Genomic DNA, 17978 nt, shown 5'->3' with positions numbered 1-17978 from the left:
CTGTTGATACAAAAAATACAGTGGCAAGTAGCTACTGTATTTTTTGTATGTATTGTAAATAATCTTGATTAAATAAGGTAAGAAAAATGACCGACCGTTTTATCATTGCCATTGATGAGCTCAAATCAGCTTTTGGGGATAGATTAACCACCAATTTAACTGTTCGTCAGCAACACGCCCATACAATGAGCTGGTTAGATAATGAACCTGCTGATGCTGTATTAACCGTTACCGATAAATATCAAATCGCTAAAGCGATCAAGATTTGCCATGCCCATAAAATGCCCGTAGTTGCGTTTGGGGCAGGTTCATCATTAGAGGGACAACTCAACGCCCCTTGTGGTGGGTTGTGCATTGATATGTCTCAGATGACTAATATCATTAGTATCAATGCAGACGATCTGACCGCCACTGTTGAGGCAGGTGTAACTCGTGAACAGCTTAATGAGGCCTTGCGATATACAGGGCTGTTTTTCCCTATTGACCCTGGTGCAAACGCCAGCATTGGTGGCATGACAGCAACTCGTGCGTCAGGTACTAATGCGGTAAGGTATGGCACGATGAAAGATGTTGTGCTGTGTTTGGAGGTGGTTTTGCCAAATGGTGAAATCATAAAAACAGCTTCTCGTGCCAAAAAATCATCTGCAGGTTATGATTTGACTCGCCTGATGATTGGTTCAGAGGGTACGCTTGGCATCATTACTGAAATTACTGTGAAATTATTTGGACAACCTGAATGTGTAGGCAGTGGCGTATGTCATTTTGAGACGATTGAAAATGCCTGCCAAACTGTGATGACTACAATCCAATATGGATTGCCTGTGGCTCGTTTAGAGTTACTTGATGCCATACAAATAAAAGCCTGCAATGCTTATTCTAAATTAAGCCTGCAAGAAAAACCTACATTATTCGTAGAATTTCATGGTACACAAAGTGGCGTCATTGAACAAGCTCAGATTTTTGCTGATATTATGGCAGAGTTTGGTGGCACAGACTTTAAATGGAGCAGTGATGAATCTGAGCGAAAAAAACTGTGGACAGCTCGGCATAATGCTTATTATGCAACTAGGGCATTAAAGCCTGAGTTTGAAATTTTATCAACAGATGCTTGTGTGCCAATTTCTCGTCTTGCTGAATGTGTTACTGATACAGTGGCTGACATTCAAGAACAGGGTATGATCGGTCCTGTGGTTGGTCATGTTGGTGATGGTAATTTTCATGTGCTATTGTTGCTTGATAAAAATAATCCCGATGATGTTGCCAAGACCAAAGGTATCTTATCTCGACTTGCTAAACGAGCCATTGATATGGGAGGTACTTGTACAGGCGAGCATGGTATCGGTCAAGGAAAGCGTACTTATATGGCATCTGAATATGACGAGCAAGCCCTTTGTGTGATGAAGCTGATTAAGCAGGCCATTGATCCAAACAACATCATGAACCCTGATAAAATTTGGTTTTAAACCTTTTAAATTTGTCAGTGAATGGGTTTAAAAAATGCGAATCTGTATAGACTCGCATTTTTTTATGACCGATTTTAAACCAATGATTTGAAAATTACTGGCTAAATCTTCGCACTCGTCGCTTCTTGACCGATCAATGACTCTGGGTCGCCTGCGATGCTCTCACGCTTAACAAATAGGAAAAAGGCGATGGTGATGATGGCGGTTAAACCAGCACCGATATACAACGACAGCGTATAATCTAGGCTAAAACCGATTTTATTGTATGCCAAGAAGGTACAACAAGCAGCCGTCATAAAGATGGCAGGAATGGTACAAATCCAATGGAATTTGTGATAACGATACAAATAACCTGCGGCAGTCCATAGCATGACAACAGCAACGGTTTGGTTGGCCCAGCTAAAATAACGCCATAGAATTTGGAAATCAACTTTTGAGACGATAAAGCCGATGACAAATAGTGGAATGGCAATCCATAGGCGTTTCATTAGTGTGCGTTGTTCCATATTTAAGAACTCTGCGATGATGAGTCGTGCTGCACGAAATGCGGTATCGCCTGATGTGATGGGTAGAATGACCACGCCAAGTACAGCAAATATACCGCCGATAGATCCCAGATAGCCAATCGAGCTGTCATAGACTACTTTTGATGGAGAGCCTGCGGTGATGGCATCTTGTAGCGATACCAAATCTGGGTAGAAAGATAAGCCGACAGTACACCAAATTAAGGCAATGATGCCTTCGGCGATCATTGCACCGTAAAAAATAAAACGACCCTCAGATTCATTCATTGCACAGCGTGCCATCAGTGGTGTTTGTGTGGCATGAAAACCAGATAATGCACCACAAGTGATGGTTAGAAAAAGCAGTGGCCAGATTGGCAAGTCACCTTTTGGTTGTAGATTTTGAAAAAAGGATTCTACTGATAAACCGCCCATGCTATGATAAAAATAGCTCTGTGCATCGCCAAGTTCATTCATCACCAAGCCATAAGTCATGCCAAGCGACATAAAGAGCAATAATCCACCAAAAAATGGATAAATACGACCAATAATTTTATCAATTGGTAGTAGGGTTGCAATGATGTAATAAACAAAAATGACGCTTGTCCATGCGATGATGATGCCTTCTTTGGAGACGCCAAAAACAGTATTGGTGGTGGTGCCTGCGTTGGCAGTCATACTTTCGGCATTATCCACCGAAATCGCACCAGTTGCTGTTGTGCCAAAGACATCCATGGTGATTGAACTCATCAGCTGTGCAGGGCTTGCCACAAACACCACGCCAACAAGTACAAGCAATACTACAGCAAGTATGTTGATGAAATGTTTTGGAATCGTGCCAAGATATTTGCCCGTCAGATATGGCATGCTTGCACCTCTGTTACGCACCGACAGCATACCGCACATATAGTCATGCACCGCACCTGCAAAGATACAACCAAGAACAATCCATAGCATTGCCACAGGTCCGTACAGTGCACCTAAAATTGGGCCAAAAATTGGGCCTGTGCCTGCGATGTTTAGCAGCTGAATTAGCCAAATTTTCCCTTTTGACATTGGTACATAATCCACACCATCACCCATTGTGTAGGCAGGCGTGTCTCGATTTGGATTGATGACAAAAATTTTTTCAATAATTTTGCCGTATATAAAGTACCCAAGAATCAGTACGGCAATACAAAAAAAGAACCATAACATGAGTTGTTATTCCTAAAAATTAATGACAAAGTGTCATTTTGCTTGGATGATTGTGTAGAAAATGATGCGAAATTGCAAGGTGATTAAATGCCAAAGACGGTTTTTAAATATGGTTTTTTAAATATGGTTTTTAATTTTTACCATTGTGTCATAAAATAGCTAAAAATTATACAAATGTAAAGCAAAAAATTACGAAAAATTAACATTTTTGTAAAAAAGCAGTATTTTATTTTTCATGCCATAAATTTTTAAGTAAAAGTAAACAAACAAGGGTAATTGGTATTTCGATATTAAAAAAGCACACAAAAAATCGTGTGCTTTTTTAATTTGTAGATTTGTAACGTAAATTGAGCATCAATAAACCAACCATAGACTCTGCAATAAATGGGATAATTCAAAATGATAAGGTATGATGTGGGACAGGGTATTTGAAAGGGTGTTACACTAGGTGCAACAAATTGACAGGTCAAAAACTTTTTTGATAAAGATGAGAATCATCGCTCATCTTATGCATTGTTTATATTTTAGCACATAAGCCAGTATAAACACTATGGGATTTTGTTTAAAGTGGTTATCGCTTCTACATAAATTACCCACTGTCGGGCAATTTAAAAATGAAACAGCCTTTCAAATGTATCGCTGGCGAGACATTTGAAATTAAATTTCAAAAACAAAAAAATCAGATAAGGATAGCAATCACACAAAACGGACGCTGGCGTCCGTTTTAAATGTAAAAAAACAACAAGTCCAAAAAGTGAAAACGTTTTCACTTTTTAAAATTAAATAGATTAGTAAACTGCATCGTCCGTTTTAAACACTTAAAATAGCGGTCAAAAATGGTCATAACCGTCTTAATTGGCATTGATAGGGCTAAATCAACACTTAACAAAGAGGGCGTAAGAGAGCTTGTTTTTATGTGTGCAGATGTCTGCGAAACAGTCATCAAAATTATCAACCAATAGCAAAAATCCCGACATCGGGATTTTTGGGTAAATGGGACGCCAGCGTCACATTTGAAATATGAGAAAAGTCCCGCTAGTGGGATTTTTATAAATCGGACGCTGGCGTCCGAATTTGGTGGAATACTAAGCGAAAGCGACGATGTCGTCGTTTTGGTAAGTGGTTTGATTTTTGAAACTCTGTTTCAGATGTAACGCCAGCGTTACATCTGAAAGGCTGTTTCATTTTGATTTTTGAAATTTAATTTCAAATGTTCCGCTGGCGGAACATTTGAAACACTGTTTCATTTTGATAAAAATCTCTTAAAATGCACGCTGTCGTGCATTTTGAATAAATTTGAAAATGACCGCTGGCGGTCATTTTGGTAATCTTTTAAAACGGAAAACACTTTATGATTTACCAATAAAAACCGCCCCAAAGCCTTAAACATCAAGGATTTGGGGCGGTAGCGAGAACGCTTAAATGAAACCAACCGTTGCACTTGTTGGCGGATGTATTATAGCCCAAAATGGGTAAAAGCGAAAACGGTTTTCGCTTTTGGGCGGTGATTTTTTAAACCTGTTTGAGAAAATTTGCATAAAAAAGCAAAAAATGCTTGACAATATCCCATGAAATTAGCATAATGAGTGTGCTGCTGCAAAATCAGTAGCCAGCCGTAGGAAGCTGAGTATTAACAACAGGCTAGCAAGCCGTATTTATCATTATCGCAGTCTACAATGACTGCCCTGTGTAATGATGAGCGGTTTTTTGTTTGCACCCCTTTTATACCTTTTCTTTTTATGGTGGATAAGGGGCAAGGCGAGCTTATGCTCGGCTGGTCTCTGTTGTGCCAGTATTCCTACCCTTGTCCTTTATCCATCGCCCTATATGTAGGAATATAGAGCGGTATTTTATGATACAACAGAAAAGGTAATCCCTATGGCCACTTCCAATCATTCCCATTCTAGCAATCCTAATTGCAATAGCACCAATCAACACTCCATTAGACCAAAGCCAAGCTGTGTTTGGCAAAATGGGCAATGGGTGCTGAATGATGAAGCCTACAATCACCTTTTGAATGTGCGTGATACACTACTTGCATTTAGTAGCTATGCTCGTATCAATAACGATAAATGCAGTGATGCTCTATTAAACACTTTGGGTATGCTGTCGGATATGATGACTAACACCCTAGAAAATCAAGCATTCTAATCATCATGCCATTATGGCTAATATGTAACAACTTTTGTGTGATTCAACCGCTAAATGCTGTCATTTAGCGGTTTTTTGTTTTTAAAGTGTTTTCTTAAAACGTTTTCATGGAGAGTTTGTCGCCTGTTTTTGTAAAATGTTTTTAAAAATTTGGCAAGCCTTTGGGTGTGCTTGATTTTTTTTGGCGTTATTTTATTTATCACTTTTAAAGGTGTTTTATGAACAAAATCAATGCACAAGATGAACAGCAATATGAAATGGTGATGGCAATCTCAGAGTTTTTAAAAAATGAGAATCTTGTCGCCAATGATTGTGATGGTGTGGCAATGCGATTGTATGAATGCTTGCAAAAGGTTTTTGGCGGTTGCAACATCTATTTTAAAAAAGGTGTTGTTGGGCAAGCGGATGAAGAAGGTCGGCAAATGCTGATAGACCAAGATAAAGGACTTAGTATTCATCAAATTGCCCAAAAATATCAAAAAACCTGTCAATCTGTCTACAAGAAGCTATCCAAAGCAAGAGCAGAAAGACGCAAGCAAAATAATGAAAACTTTGGAGTTTTATAAGGTGGCAAACAATGAATGACTTAGAAGTAAAACGCTTTCAAATTTCAAGAACGGGCGTGCATACTGATAGCAATGGGTTAGAACACATTTTTTCTGACAAGTTATTTGATACGCTTGTAAAACGGTTTAACCAGCTGGCAAATCGTGATAATCAAAAAACACCCTTATATCTGGAACACCCACAGAGCAAAAGCCATAATGACCCAACACGCCATCAAAACTATGGCTATGTGTCTAGCCTTGAACTGGATAATGGGCGATTGTATGCGGTAGCGTGGGTTAATCGTGAACTTGTCAATTTGGTAAAAAGCGGACAATATCAAGCAGTATCGGCTGGCTTTATGAAAGTGGGTGATGATTTGTGGTTAGACCATGTCGCTTTTGTCAAAAGACCTGCGGTAAAAGGTATGGAAGTACTTAGTTTTTCAGAGCATTCTTTTGTGCAAAATTGTGTAACAGCCTTAGTAAATACCCATGATTTCAATGCTGGCAATACCATTCATGAAAAGGCTTTGTCATGGATGAAAGCCTTTAATACCGATTATGAAACAGCGGTTATTTCGGTAATGCGTGAGCAAGCAAACACTGCTAATTTTTCAAAAAGAAACAGCAATAACCAATCCTATCAGTTGCACCAAAAAGCATTAGCTTATCAAGTTCAATACGGCGTAAGCTATGAAGTGGCGGTGCGTGAATGCTTAAAACAAGGAGCAACTCTATGAGTAAATCAACCATCAAAAATGACATCGCCAAAATCAAAAGCGAGATTCAAAAATGGCACAATGAATTAAATCAGTTAAATCAAGAAAAATCAAGCTATGAAGTGCAAATCAAAGAGCTTAAAATGATGCCTGTAAATCGTGCGGATTTTGGTGTATTGTTAAAAGAATCTATTGTACAAGAAGCAAATAACTACACCAAAAACATTGCTCAAAGCCTATTGCAACCTGAATTTTCCGACAAAGAAATGCAAGAAAAGCACAACGGATTTAAGGCAATGAATGAAAGAAGTCTTAAAGACTTTGAGTGGTGTAAGAATAATCAAAGGTTTGAATGGTTATTCAATGCTTTTCGTAGTCACAAAAACATCATCACACCAAATAATAGTACAGAAACAAGGCAAATGTTATGTTGGTTAATGCCTGATGTGGTGTATGAAAAAACGATGCATATTATCAATGCTGAAATAGGCGACAAGTGGGGAAATGATGACCTACCAAGCATTAGTGAGAGATATGAACTGATTTTATCATTAAAGGAGAAAATTAGTTCATGCCAAAATCGGATTGATGAATTACAAGGGGTTATTGATGAGATGAGTTCAATAACAATTAAGCCTGAAATTTAAGTGAAAAAACACCTTTAATGTAAAAAATTAAAGGTGTTTTTTTGTTTTGTGTCATAAATAAATTGAAATGCTCTTACACCAAGTGAAAGAAAATTTTGTTTGTTTTATTGTAAAAATTTGGGAGTTTTATCGTGTTGCGTAACAGTAACGGCTGGTTTGATGGTATTTTTTTGTGTTAAGTTGCTGAACAACTTAAATTAGCGTTCCAAAATACAAGTTACGCCCTGACCACCAGCGGCACAGATTGAAATGAGTGCACGACCAGACCCTTTTTGTGCAAGTAGCTTGGCAGCAGTGGCTAAAATCCGCCCACCTGTGGCTGCAAATGGATGGCCTGCGGCAAGACTAGAACCATTGACATTTAATTTATTGCGGTCAATAGAGCCAAGTGCTTTGTCCAATCCTAGGCGATTTTTACAAAATTTTTCATCTTCCCAAGCGGCCAAAGTGGACAAAACTTGTGATGCAAAAGCTTCATGAATTTCATAAAAATCAAAGTCTTGCAATGTCAGTCCTGCTTTTTGTAGCATTTTTGGTACAGCATAAGCAGGTGCCATGAGCAAGCCTTCGGTAATGCCTTCTTTGCCTATAAAATCTACTGCGGCTGTTTGTTGGTGTGTGATGTAAGCAAGTGGTTCATAGCCATGTTGTTTTGCCCAGTCGTCGCTTGACAATAATACACATGAAGCACCATCAGTTAAGGGTGTTGAGTTGGCGGCAGTCATGGTTGGGTTGGCATTTTTCTTACCAAAGACAGGTTTTAGTGTGGCAAGTTTTTCAAGTGTGGTGTCTGCACGCAAGTTGTTATCACGAGAGATACCCTTATAAGGTGTGATAAGGTCATCAAAAAAGCCTTCTTCATAAGCACGAGCAAGATTTTGATGGCTGGCATAAGCAAGTGCATCTTGGTCAGTACGCGTGATATCCCATTCTAGTGCAGTGATGGCTTGATGCTCTCCCATGGACAGCCGTGTGCGTGGCTCACCATTTTCAGGAAAGGCAAGCATTTTTTTGGGGTTGATTGTGCTAAGAGCGGTTAATTTTGATTTAGCATCTTTGGCGTTATTAAGACGAAGTAGGGGTTTTCTAATACCATCGCCCAAGGCAATGGGTGCATCTGATGTCGTATCTGTACCACCTGCAATGCCACTATCAATGATGCCAAGAGCGATTTTGTTTGCAACAGCAAAGGCGGCTTGTAGTCCTGTTCCGCACGCTTGTGATATGTCATAAGCAGGTGTGGTTGCACTAAGCTGAGTATTTAGCACAGATTCACGAGTTAGGTTCAAATCACGGCTGTGCTTTAAGACCGCACCTGCGACCACCTCGCCAATCTGTTTGTCAGCAAGATTGTAGCGGGTAACTAAGCCGTCTAAGGCAGCACTTAGCATATCAATATTACTGGCGTCTGCATAAGCACCGTTTGAGCGGGCGAATGGAATGCGATTTGCCCCCAAAATGGCGACTTTTTTGATACTCATAAAAAACTCCTTGTTTAAAATTGACTCAGTTGATGTGTTTGATGTGATATAGCTTAGCACTATTTTGACAAAAAACCAAAAAATAACGCACTTTGTAACAAATATTTATCAAATGATATTCAATTTTACCCCATTGTTGGTGAAAAAGTTGATGAAAAACTGTATAAACCATGACAAATGGGTGGTTTTGCTGGGTTTTTATGTTAAAATGTAAATGCTATTTTTAGATTTTGAAATGACTAAAATTAAGGATTAAAATCATGAGTGATCGCTATGGTGAGTTGGTACAATCCCCTTTGGGTAAAAAAGTTGCCAAAAATCTAGGGCTACCAATGCCGATTAAACTTGACCGTTATGAAATTGGTCAGCCTGTCATTCGTGGCGAAGTGGCGTTTGGTACAGCTTTTGGCGGTGATGAGCTGGTGGCAAGCATCATACAAAATGTGCTTTTTGACTTAGATGCTAAAATCACCACTGCTGAACATTTGAATGAAAAATTAACTGACGAAAATGCCAAATTTAAAGTAGCGATTTTTGACGCCACTAACATTAAAGATGTAGGTGGTCTGAAAAAGGTGTATGAATTTTTTCATGTACTTGCTCGTCGTATTAAGTCGTCTGGTCGTGTCATTATCATTGCACGCCCTGAATGCTGTACAGGTGGTGATGTTGGCTTTGCAATCGCTCAGCGTGCTTTGCTTGGCTTTGTCAAATCAGTTGGCAAAGAGTTTAAAAAAGGCATTACCGCCAATGTGCTTTATACACAAATTGGCGCAGAAGCTCATCTTGAACACGCATTGAAATTTTTCTTATCTGCTAAGTCTGCTTATGTGTCAGGTCAGCCAATCTATATCAAAAAAAGCGATGGACTTGATGAATTTACAGTGGTGGATTTTGATGAAAATAAGCCGTTAAAAGGGCGTAAAATTTTGGTAACTGGTGCCTCTCGTGGTATTGGTGCTGCGGTAGCACAAGTATTGGCACGAGATGGTGCTAAGCTGTATTGTTTGGATGTGCCACAAAATTTAGCGGATTTGCAAAAAATTGCTGGCAATTTAGGTGGATATGCCTTGCCGTTAGATATTACAGAGGCGAATGCGGCAGAACAGATTGTTAAAGCGTGTGGTGTCCTAGATGGTGTTGTGCATAATGCTGGGGTTACCCGTGATAAGATGTTGGCGAACATGAGTGAGGACAAATGGGACTTGGTGATGGATATTAATCTAAAAGCGATTCATACCATCAATGATTATCTTATTAAAAATCAAGGGATTAGTGATTCTGCACGCATCGTTTGTGTGTCATCAATTTCAGGTATTGCTGGCAACTTAGGTCAGACCAATTATGCCATGAGTAAGGCGGGTGTGATTGGCTTGGTGGAAGCGACAGCCAAACAATTTAAAGGCACAAATCAAACCATCAATGCTGTTGCACCAGGTTTTATTGAGACAAAAATGACAGGCATGATTCCGTTTGCCATCAGAGAAGCAGGGCGACGCATGAACTCAATGAGTCAAGGTGGTGAACCTGTTGATGTTGCAGAAACCATTTCTTGGTTGTTATCACCAAAGGCGGACGGTCTTAATGGCAATGTGGTGCGTGTTTGTGGCCAAAGCTTGCTTGGTGCGTGATTGACTTATTCAATTCAATAAATGATTGAAATTTAAACAAAAATTAAAAAATGGGTATCGTATGGCAGAACAATATTTTAAAGAATTGCCAAAAATGCACACCACTTATGCCAATGTCATCAAAAGCTTGATTCCTATTGGTGATAATAGGGCGACAACATTGCCAGAGTTGGTGTATCATGTAGATGGCCTTGTTATTGATGAGCATAACTTAAAGGAATATCGCAAAATTTGCGGTTTTATCAATGATGGGCGTGTGCCGCCGACTTATTTTGCGGTGTTATCGCAGACTTTGCAGATGAATATGATGGCAAGGCCTGATTTTCCTTTTGCCATGCTTGGGCTTGTGCATTTGGAAAACAGTGTAACCCAGCATCGCATCATTTATGACACTGAGACGGTAACACTGACCGTGAGTATTGGCAATCTTCAATCACATGACAAAGGTCAGCAGTTTGACTTTAATATGACAGCAACGATTGATGGTGAGCTGGTATGGGAAGGCGTCTCAACCTATCTTTCTCGTCAGAAAAAAACCAACCAAGAGCGTGCCGAAGCTAAGAAAGCTAAGAGTGTTGAGCCTGTATTACGACTTGAGCCCGATGATAACCAATGGGCGGAGTTGATTAATATTCCAGAGGATATTGGTCGCCGTTATGCGTTCGTCTCAGGAGACTTTAATTTGATTCATTTGCACCCCTTGTCTGCGCGTGCATTTGGCTTTCCTAAGGCAATTGCACATGGTATGTGGTCAAAGGCGGCAAGCATTGCACAATTTCATGATTTGCCAAGAGCTTACCGTGTTGATGTGTCTTTTAAAACACCAATATTTTTGCCGTCTAAGATTGATTTTGTGGCACGCCAAGAGACCGATGGCCGTAGCTTTGCATTGTATGCTGCTGGTACAGACAGACCACATTTACAAGGTCGCATCACTTTTTTATAAATATCTTTATAGTTTTTATAAATGGCAGTCCGTAATCAATCAAAAACTGGATTAAGTTCCAGTTTTTTGTATTTTAATTAACCAACAATTGCAAAAAAGAGCAAAATAATGACAACTTGGGAAGATTTTTCTGGGGTATTAACACAGCTACAATTTGATGAACCGCTTGCAGGTGGTTCGCTTGTCATTTATCAAGAGGGTGTAGAGGTGGTGAACACAGCTGTTGGCAATGCTTTGCCTGACATGGCTTGGAAAGATGATGTATTATCAGTCAATTTTTCTATTGGCAAGGGTGTGATGGCAACGCTTGTGGCTGTCTTGGTATCAAAAGGATTGCTAAATTATGATGTGCCAATTGGTCATTATTGGGCAAATTTTGCCAGCAATGGCAAACAAAACATCACATTGCGAGACATTCTTACGCATACATCTGGACTTTTTAATATCACAACATTGACGCAGTCGGTTGATGATTTGACAAACTGGCAGACAATGGGTGAGTTGGTTGAGTCGATGACAAGTGATACGCCAAAAGCTCAGGAGATACATGGCTATGCCAGTGCATATAGTGCACTTGTTTCTGGTTGGGTACTTGGACATACCATTGAGCGTGCAACAGGGCAAACACTACAAGAGGTGCTTGATGAGCATCTGGCAAGACCGCTTGGTATTGAGGGGCAAATTTTTTATCAGTTGCCATCTAAAAAGGTGGGGCAGGTTGCCAAACCTGTGCGTTATTTTGAGGGCATGCCTACGGTCAAACGCAAGCCAACCTTAAAACCAGATACACCCAAAATCACTGAAATATTATCAAACCTACCCGCAGCCACCATTTGGAAAAAAGCTTTAAATGGTGTGGGTGTTGGTACAGCAATCATTAATAGATTATATTTTGATACTTCTAAAATGAACCTTGCTAATTATAAGAATGCACTCATGCCTAATGGCCGTGATGGCATGGAATACTATCACCCGCAGGTGATGACTGCCATGATTCCTGCGGCCAATGGCGTGTCAACAGCACAGGCACTTGCTCGCATTTATGCTGTCCATGCAAATAATGGCGTTTGGCAAGGGCGGGTATTGATAAGCCCTGAGGTTTTGGTGGATTTGCGTCGTGTGCAGGTCAATGGCTTTGATGCGGTCATGCCTGCCAATATGTGCTGGCGTACAGGTTTTCATCGTTTATTTAGTTTGCAAAATACGCCAAATGCTTATGGGCATATGGGTTATAATGGCTCGGTGGCGTTTTGCGATCCTGACCGAAAACTGGCATTTGCGTTCATTCATAATTTTGATACAACCATGCTTAACGATGTACGCCAGTTTGCATTATCAGAGATGGCAATTCATGCAACAAGCTAATCATGCAACAAGCTAAAACTTGATAATTTTGCCATGATGGACTAAAATATGAGTTTTATTTTCAAAAAAAGACATACCATGAATACAGAACCTACCATGAATGTAATGATTTCAGCCGATGAAATCGCCAATAAGGTCAAGGAATTAGGTGCAGCCATCAATGCACATTATGCCAATAGCAATAAAAATCTTGTTTTGGTTGGACTGCTGCGTGGTTCGGTGATTTTTATGGCTGACTTGTGCCGTGCCATCAATAAACCACATGAGTTAGATTTCATCACAGCATCTAGCTATGCCAATCAATCTACCGTATCAAGTGGCGATGTAAAAATTTTAAAAGATTTAGATGGCGACATTCAGGGTAAAGATGTGCTGATTGTTGAAGATATCATTGATTCTGGGCGTACGCTTTCAAAAGTTGTAGAAATTTTGCAAACCAGAAATCCAAATTCTATTGAATTATGTACATTGGTAAGTAAGCCATCTCGTCGTGAAATTGAGATGAATGTAAGATTTCTAGGCTTTGAAGTGGAGGATAAATTCATTGTAGGTTATGGCTTAGATTATAATCAAAAATACCGTCATCTACCATTTATTGGTGAGATTGGGTTGTAATTGATATTAACAACGAATGGGTAGTGGCACCAGCTTTCTGCGGTGCCATTTTTTGCTTGAGCGATTTTGGGCAAAATACTAAAAAAATAATTGAAAAATAATTAAAAAAATAAAATCATGAGATGACTGTGGTCATGGCATGAATTGATCAAGCTGTGCTATTAAAAAATACTACCGCCCCAAATACTTTAAGGCGGTAAAAATTGCTAAAATATCAATGAGGTACTTGGCGGTATTGTCCAAGTACCAGTATTAATCATCAAACCAAAAGAGCAAAACCCATACCGCAAATAAAACAATGACGGTTGGCTTTAGGGTTTAAGATCTAGGCTTTTTCACTCAATACTTCACGGATTTTAACCAAGGCGTCATCAAGGTCTGCTTTGGTGATAATGAGCGGTGGTGCAAAACGAATGACGGTATCATGAGTTTCTTTGCATAACAAGCCAAGCTCTTTGAGTTTTTCGCAGTAAGGGCGAGCGGACTCGGTAAGTTCTACACCAATGAATAGACCACGCCCACGCACTTCTTTGATTTTTGGGTTTTGTATTTTTTTGAGTTCGGCCAAGAAATACGCCCCCAATTCTGCTGAATTTTCAGCAAGTTTTTCATCAATCAGTACATTCAAAGAAGCGATAGAAACGGCACACGCCAAAGGATTACCCCCAAATGTTGAGCCGTGCGAACCAGGTGTGAATACATCTAATACATCATCGTTGGCCACAACACATGAGATTGATATGACACCACCACCTAAGGCTTTGCCTAAAATATACATATCAGGCTCAACACCTTCGTGTTCGCAAGCAAAAAGTTTGCCTGTGCGTCCAAGACCTACTTGGACTTCATCGGCAATAAATAACACATTGTTTTGCTTGCATACCTCAAAGGCTTGTTTGATGAATCCTTCTGGTGGTATGTTGATGCCAGCTTCACCTTGTATTGGTTCTATTAAAAATGCAGCAGTATTTGGTGTGATGGCGGCTTTGAGAGCTTCAATATCACCATAAGGAACCAGCTTGATGCCATCTAGCAAAGGACCAAAACCTCGTTTGTAGTCAGCTTCTGACGATAATGATACTGCACCCATAGTACGCCCATGAAAGTTGCCCACACAGGCAATAATTTCTGCTTGGTTGTCAGAAATTCCTTTGACATCATAGCCCCAGCGTCTGGCGGTTTTAAGGGCGGTTTCTACCGCTTCTGCCCCTGTATTCATAGGTAAAACCCGAGACTTACCTGCCAATTGGCAAATTTTTTCACTCCAAGGGGCGAGTTGGTCATTGTGAAAAGCACGACTGGTTAATGTAGCTCGTTCGGCTTGTTGTTTTAGAGCGTCAATGATTTTTGGGTGGCAATGTCCTTGGTTTACCGCAGAATAAGCACTCAACATATCCATATAGCGATTACCCTCTGGGTCTTCCACCCAAATACCCTTAGCTTTACTGATGACAATGGGCAAAGGCAGATAGTTTTTGGTGCCGTATTTGTTATTTTGCTCAATCAGCTGTTGGGTCTTGGTGGTCATAATTACCTCTTTGGTTGGTTAATGCAGATATTATTCTGCTTAGGGTTAATTTATTGTTTGTACTTTTTTTTATTTGGGTATTGGATGGTATTTTACTCCAAATCTTGTAATCATTGCAGTTGCTTTAAAAGTATGATCTAAAACTAGCCTATGATACGCAATCAAAGACATTAACACATTAATATATCAATACTAATAAGCCTTGAAGTAAATACATCGCAAGCATTCTATGACTTAACTCATTTTGCAACTTAAACAAAAATCAACAAGTGGCTGTATTCCATTACCACCTGTGTTTGTTCATCTTAACCAAAAAGCGATAAATAAGCAACCTTTAAACAAGATTTGTGTAATGGCAAATAAATAGCTTAATGATTTTATGTGGTTTTTTTGTTTTGATGTTGTCAAAAATGAACTGATGCGTCTAAGTGCTACCCTTTTTTTATTCAGTTGATATCCCACCTAACTTAACAAAAAGCCAATCTTAAGAGTTAAGATTGGCTTTTTGTTAAAAACGCAAAATCACACTACTCCACCTGCCCCACATCTCGCACCGCCCCTGTATCGGCACTGGTGGTCAGTGCTGCATAAGCACGCAAGGCTTGCGATACATAGCGTTCACGGCTGATAGGTTTAAATGCCATTTTGCCCCTTGTGAGCTGTTTTTCACGGCGTTTGGTTAATTCATCATCACTAATATCCAAATGAATACAACGACTCGGAATATCAATCACAATGGTGTCAAACTCTTCTATCAGGGCAATATTACCGCCCTCTGCCGCCTCTGGGCTTGCGTGTCCGATAGACAGCCCTGATGTGCCACCGCTAAACCGTCCGTCTGTGAGCAAAGCACACGCCTTGCCTAGCCCCTTTGATTTTAGATAGCTTGTGGGATAGAGCATCTCTTGCATACCTGGCCCGCCTTTTGGACCTTCATAGCGGATAACCACCACATCGCCTGCGACAATTTGGTCGCCCAAAATCGCCTCTACTGCACCCTCTTGACTTTCAAAGACCCTTGCTCGCCCTGTAAATCGCCAAATACTCTCGTCCACGCCTGCGGTCTTGACCACGCACCCTCGCTCGGCAATGTTGCCAAAGAGTACCGCCAATCCACCGTCTTGGGAATAGGCGTGTTCTTGACTGCGAATACAGCCAGACTCACGATTGACATCAAGATTGCTCCACACTTTGTTTTGACTAAATGCCTGTGTCGTCCGCACGCCAGCAGGGGCAGCGATGTAAAGACTTCTTGCGTCCACATTATCGGCGTTCATAATGTCCCATTTGTTCAAAGCGTCCTTTAAGGTGGGCGAATGCACGGTAGGGGTGCTTGTATCAATCAGCCCTGCTCGGTCAAGCTCCGCCAAAATCCCCATCACCCCCCCTGCACGGTGCACATCTTCCATATGGTATTTTTGGGTGGCAGGGGCAACTTTGCACAAACAAGGCACTTGGCGTGATAAGCGGTCAATGTCCGCCATTTTAAAATCCACGCCTGCTTCAAATGCTGCCGCCAAAAGGTGCAAAATCGTATTGGTACTGCCCCCCATAGCAATGTCAAGGCTCATTGCGTTACAAAAGGCGGATTTGGTGGCGATACTTCTTGGCAACACGCTGTCATCGCCTTTTTCATAATAGCGTTTGGCAAGCTCAACAATCGTGCGTCCTGCGGTCAAAAACAGCTCTTTACGCAAGGCGTGTGTCGCCAAAAGCGAGCCGTTGCCTGCCAAAGACAAGCCCAATGCTTCGGTCAAACAGTTCATAGAATTGGCGGTAAACATGCCAGAACACGACCCACAAGTGGGGCAAGCCGACCGCTCAATATTCGCCACCATCTCATCATCAATCAACGCATTGCCAGCGTCAATCATCGCATCCACAAGGTCAAGTTTACGCACCCTTTTGCCGTCATCGCCTATGACCGTTTCGTGTGTAGCGTTTTCGTTACCGTCTAGCACCGCCAGCACCTTGCCTGCCTCCATAGGACCACCTGAAACAAAAATCGTGGGGATATTCAGTCTAAGGCTTGCCATTAACATACCAGGGGTGATTTTGTCGCAGTTAGAGATACACACCAAAGCATCGGCACAATGGGCATTGACCATATATTCCACACTGTCAGCAATCAAATCACGGCTAGGCAAGCTATACAGCATACCGCTATGCCCCATTGCAATACCGTCATCCACAGCAATGGTGTTAAATTCTTTGGCAACACCGCCTGCTTTTTCAATCTCTCGTGCGACCAGTTGCCCCAAATCTTTGAGATGTACATGACCTGGTACAAACTGGGTAAACGAGTTAGCGATGGCGATAATGGGCTTGTCAAAATCACTATCGGTCATGCCTGTGGCACGCCACAAGGCTCTTGCCCCTGCCATATTGCGACCAGATGTAGAAGTTTTTGAACGGTATTTTGGCATAAGCATTCCTATTTTTATTAATAAAATTTTGATACAAAATCTTGGTACGATGATACAAAATAAGAAAGAGCGACGGCTGTCTTTTTTTGATCAAATGATTTGGGTGAAATCAATATTTGGTTTATTTTGGCATATTTTGATATTGATTATTGTATCATCATTAATGCACAAAGTTACATGAAATTTTTCTTTGTATGTTGAAAACTTTATGATGTATTGATGTATTTATTGTATTGGTGGTTGCCTCTAAGAGCTTCCTAAACAGCGTGTTTATGAGTTAAGAGAAAATCAAAACCAGATGGCATGATGGTCAATAACAGCTTGATAGGCGGAACTTTTATTTATTGTAATAATTAATGAATTAAAAAAATTTGTTTAAAATTCTAGCATCATTTTTTGGTATATATTAACTTATGTATATTTTGATATATTTAAGTTTTACAAAATCACAACTAATTAAAAAAAATAATAAATACAAATACTTAAATAACAAATACGCCAAAATATTTTTTGTTCTTATTGCTTTGAGTTTGCAAAAAACCACTGATTTTGTTAAGATTGCTTTCGCTAATTTTATAATTTTTTCATGATTATTTATTGAAAATTTATTTTAATTTCAAATTAATGGCGTCTCTTTAAATATTTAAATTGGTAAGTTTATTCTTTGTTTTAAATCGTTTTAAATCTTAGTGTTTTAATTTAAGTACTTTAAATGGATGTCTAAAACCAAACAATAGGAGTATGTATGAAAAATAAAA

14 protein-coding genes are annotated in these 17978 nt (G+C 40.1%); 10 read left to right on the top strand and 4 right to left on the bottom strand.

What is annotated here, in order from left to right; translation table 11 throughout:
• Positions 1 to 86 precede the first annotated feature (86 nt).
• The gene (locus U9670_RS00580; RefSeq protein ID WP_323842196.1) at positions 87 to 1463 is read left to right on the top strand and encodes an FAD-binding oxidoreductase; all 1377 of its coding nucleotides are present in this window, start codon (positions 87 to 89) and stop codon (positions 1461 to 1463) included.
• Positions 1464 to 1564: 101 nt separating this feature from the next.
• Here the strand turns inward: U9670_RS00580 and U9670_RS00575 are convergent, their stop codons facing one another.
• On the bottom strand, positions 1565 to 3163 hold the full coding sequence (locus U9670_RS00575) for a carbon starvation CstA family protein (RefSeq protein WP_323842195.1): 1599 nt from the start codon (positions 3161 to 3163) through the stop codon (positions 1565 to 1567).
• 836 nt (positions 3164 to 3999) lie between these two features.
• Here U9670_RS00575 and U9670_RS00570 point away from each other — a divergent pair.
• The 5 genes from U9670_RS00570 to U9670_RS00550 all read left to right on the top strand — a co-directional run bounded on the left by U9670_RS00570 (position 4000) and on the right by U9670_RS00550 (position 7228).
• Positions 4000 to 4125 carry a hypothetical protein gene (locus U9670_RS00570; protein ID WP_323842194.1) on the top strand — a complete coding sequence of 42 codons (126 nt, stop codon included), beginning with the start codon at positions 4000 to 4002 and terminating at the stop codon, positions 4123 to 4125.
• A 916-nt stretch (positions 4126 to 5041) separates the two neighbouring features.
• Entirely contained in the window at positions 5042 to 5314 is a 273-nt protein-coding gene (locus tag U9670_RS00565) for a hypothetical protein (protein ID WP_323842193.1), read from the top strand.
• A gap of 218 nt (positions 5315 to 5532) precedes the next feature.
• Complete coding sequence (locus U9670_RS00560; protein WP_323842192.1) at positions 5533 to 5880, top strand: Mor transcription activator family protein; 348 nt, start codon at positions 5533 to 5535, stop codon at positions 5878 to 5880.
• 11 nt (positions 5881 to 5891) lie between these two features.
• Positions 5892 to 6602 (top strand): phage protease, encoded by a 711-nt coding sequence (locus U9670_RS00555; protein WP_323842191.1) that lies wholly within the window; start codon positions 5892 to 5894, stop codon positions 6600 to 6602.
• Entirely contained in the window at positions 6599 to 7228 is a 630-nt protein-coding gene (locus U9670_RS00550) for a hypothetical protein (protein WP_323842190.1), read from the top strand. Before U9670_RS00555 ends, U9670_RS00550 begins: the two co-directional genes overlap by 4 nt.
• 197 nt (positions 7229 to 7425) lie before the next feature.
• On the opposite strand, the gene U9670_RS00545 is transcribed toward U9670_RS00550, so the two are convergent.
• On the bottom strand, positions 7426 to 8709 hold the full coding sequence (locus U9670_RS00545) for an acetyl-CoA C-acetyltransferase (protein WP_323842189.1): 1284 nt from the start codon (positions 8707 to 8709) through the stop codon (positions 7426 to 7428).
• Between the two features lie 260 nt (positions 8710 to 8969).
• Here U9670_RS00545 and U9670_RS00540 point away from each other — a divergent pair, with 260 nt between their 5' ends.
• The 4 genes from U9670_RS00540 (at position 8970) to hpt (ending at position 13266) form a co-directional block, all read left to right on the top strand.
• On the top strand, positions 8970 to 10340 hold the full coding sequence (locus U9670_RS00540; RefSeq protein ID WP_323842188.1) for a 3-oxoacyl-ACP reductase: 1371 nt from the start codon (positions 8970 to 8972) through the stop codon (positions 10338 to 10340).
• A 61-nt stretch (positions 10341 to 10401) separates the two neighbouring features.
• Complete coding sequence (locus U9670_RS00535; RefSeq protein WP_323842187.1) at positions 10402 to 11286, top strand: MaoC/PaaZ C-terminal domain-containing protein; 885 nt, start codon at positions 10402 to 10404, stop codon at positions 11284 to 11286.
• 108 nt (positions 11287 to 11394) lie between these two features.
• Positions 11395 to 12651, top strand: a complete 1257-nt coding sequence (locus U9670_RS00530) for a serine hydrolase domain-containing protein (RefSeq protein ID WP_323842186.1) — start codon at positions 11395 to 11397, stop codon at positions 12649 to 12651.
• 96 nt (positions 12652 to 12747) lie between these two features.
• The gene (gene hpt / locus U9670_RS00525; protein WP_416381515.1) at positions 12748 to 13266 is read left to right on the top strand and encodes a hypoxanthine phosphoribosyltransferase; all 519 of its coding nucleotides are present in this window, start codon (positions 12748 to 12750) and stop codon (positions 13264 to 13266) included.
• Between the two features lie 325 nt (positions 13267 to 13591).
• Here the strand turns inward: hpt and U9670_RS00520 are convergent, their stop codons facing one another.
• Positions 13592 to 14794, bottom strand: a complete 1203-nt coding sequence (locus U9670_RS00520) for an ornithine--oxo-acid transaminase (RefSeq protein ID WP_323842184.1) — start codon at positions 14792 to 14794, stop codon at positions 13592 to 13594.
• A gap of 527 nt (positions 14795 to 15321) precedes the next feature.
• Positions 15322 to 17220, bottom strand: coding sequence for a dihydroxy-acid dehydratase (ilvD, locus tag U9670_RS00515; protein ID WP_323842183.1), 1899 nt, complete (start codon positions 17218 to 17220; stop codon positions 15322 to 15324).
• Between the last annotated feature and the right edge of the window lie 758 nt (positions 17221 to 17978).

The organism is Moraxella tarda, from assembly GCF_035181405.1.
GTDB lineage: Bacteria > Pseudomonadota > Gammaproteobacteria > Pseudomonadales > Moraxellaceae > Moraxella.
This window is presented reverse-complemented; position numbering and strand designations above follow the sequence as displayed.

Bases quoted from the DNA above. Each gene is read 5' to 3' on its own strand.
- U9670_RS00555 (WP_323842191.1), top strand. From the start codon at position 5,892: ATGAATGACTTAGAAGTAAAACGCTTTCAAATTTCAAGAACGGGCGTG.
- U9670_RS00545 (WP_323842189.1), bottom strand. From the start codon at position 8,709: ATGAGTATCAAAAAAGTCGCCATTTTGGGGGCAAATCGCATTCCATTC.
- U9670_RS00530 (WP_323842186.1), top strand. From the start codon at position 11,395: ATGACAACTTGGGAAGATTTTTCTGGGGTATTAACACAGCTACAATTT.
- hpt (WP_416381515.1), top strand. From the start codon at position 12,748: ATGAATGTAATGATTTCAGCCGATGAAATCGCCAATAAGGTCAAGGAA.
- U9670_RS00575 (WP_323842195.1), bottom strand. From the start codon at position 3,163: ATGTTATGGTTCTTTTTTTGTATTGCCGTACTGATTCTTGGGTACTTT.
- U9670_RS00550 (WP_323842190.1), top strand. From the start codon at position 6,599: ATGAGTAAATCAACCATCAAAAATGACATCGCCAAAATCAAAAGCGAG.
- U9670_RS00535 (WP_323842187.1), top strand. From the start codon at position 10,402: ATGGCAGAACAATATTTTAAAGAATTGCCAAAAATGCACACCACTTAT.
- U9670_RS00520 (WP_323842184.1), bottom strand. From the start codon at position 14,794: ATGACCACCAAGACCCAACAGCTGATTGAGCAAAATAACAAATACGGC.
- U9670_RS00580 (WP_323842196.1), top strand. From the start codon at position 87: ATGACCGACCGTTTTATCATTGCCATTGATGAGCTCAAATCAGCTTTT.
- U9670_RS00540 (WP_323842188.1), top strand. From the start codon at position 8,970: ATGAGTGATCGCTATGGTGAGTTGGTACAATCCCCTTTGGGTAAAAAA.
- U9670_RS00565 (WP_323842193.1), top strand. From the start codon at position 5,042: ATGGCCACTTCCAATCATTCCCATTCTAGCAATCCTAATTGCAATAGC.
- ilvD (WP_323842183.1), bottom strand. From the start codon at position 17,220: ATGCCAAAATACCGTTCAAAAACTTCTACATCTGGTCGCAATATGGCA.
- U9670_RS00570 (WP_323842194.1), top strand. From the start codon at position 4,000: ATGGTCATAACCGTCTTAATTGGCATTGATAGGGCTAAATCAACACTT.
- U9670_RS00560 (WP_323842192.1), top strand. From the start codon at position 5,533: ATGAACAAAATCAATGCACAAGATGAACAGCAATATGAAATGGTGATG.